The following is a 1,323-nucleotide window of genomic DNA, read 5'->3' on the forward strand; positions in this document are numbered from 1 at the left end:
TCTACAGGTACCACCGGAGCTACCGGTGCGACAGGCTCTACAGGTACCACCGGAGCTACCGGTGCGACAGGCTCTACAGGTACCACCGGAGCTACAGGAGCGACGGGCTTCACAGGCGTCACCGGAGCGACCGGAGCTACCGGCTTCACGGGCAGCACTGGAGCAACTGGAGCGACAGGCTTCACAGGGGCCTCTGGGCCAACTGGCTCGACGGGTTTCACGGGCACCACCGGAGCTACTGGAGCGACGGGCTTCACTGGCACTACCGGTGCTGCCGGTGCGACGGGCTTTACAGGCACCACCGGTGCTACCGGTGTAACGGGCTTCACGGGCAGCACTGGAGCAACTGGAGCGACAGGCTTCACTGGCACGACCGGAACTACCGGTGTGACGGGCTTTACTGGCACCACCGGAGTAACTGGAGCGACGGGCTTAACGGGCACTACCGGTGCGACCGGCGCAACGGGCTTCACAGGGACCACTGGAACAACCGGTGTAACGGGGCCAACTGGCTCGACCGGCTTTACTGGTGCCACGGGAGCTGCCGGCTCGACGGGCTTTACTGGTGCCACTGGAGCTACCGGTGCGACAGGCTTCACGGGCACCACCGGAGCTGCCGGAGCGACCGGCGCAACGGGCTTCACGGGCACCACCGGAGCGACCGGCGCAACAGGCTTCACTGGTACTACCGGTGCGACCGGCGTAACGGGCTTCACAGGAACCACGGGAATAACCGGTCTAACGGGGCCAACTGGCTCGACTGGATTTACTGGTGGCACCGGAGCTACCGGTGCGACAGGCTTTACAGGCAGCACCGGAGCGACCGGCGCAACGGGCTCGACTGGCACCACCGGTACTACCGGCGCGACAGGCTTCACGGGCACCACCGGTGCGACCGGCGTAACGGGCTTCACAGGGACCACGGGAATAACCGGTCTAACGGGGCCAACTGGCTCGACTGGATTTACTGGTGCCACCGGAGCTACCGGTGCGACGGGCTTCACGGGCACCACCGGTGCTACCGGTGCGACAGGCTTTACTGGCAGCACCGGAGCGACCGGCGCAACGGGCTCGACTGGCACCACCGGTGCTACCGGCGCAACGGGCTTCACGGGCAGCACTGGAGCAACTGGAGCAACTGGAGCGACAGGCTTCACGGGCACCAACGGTGCTACCGGTGCGACGGGCTTTACTGGTGCCACCGGAGCTACCGGCTCGACGGGCTTCACGGGGACCACTGGAACAACCGGTGTAACGGGGACAACTGGCTCGACTGGATTTACTGGTGCCACCGGAGCTATCGGCTCGACGGGCTTTACTGGT

At 65.5% G+C, this 1,323-nt stretch carries 1 pseudogene; it reads left to right on the forward strand.

Going from position 1 to position 1,323, the window contains the following annotated elements:
* Nucleotides 1-1,323: pseudogene (locus PHU01S_RS25495) on the forward strand (hypothetical protein); the annotation flags it as partial.

This window comes from Paenibacillus humicus NBRC 102415, from assembly GCF_004000905.1.
Classification (GTDB): Bacteria; Bacillota; Bacilli; order Paenibacillales; family Paenibacillaceae; genus Paenibacillus_O; species Paenibacillus_O humicus.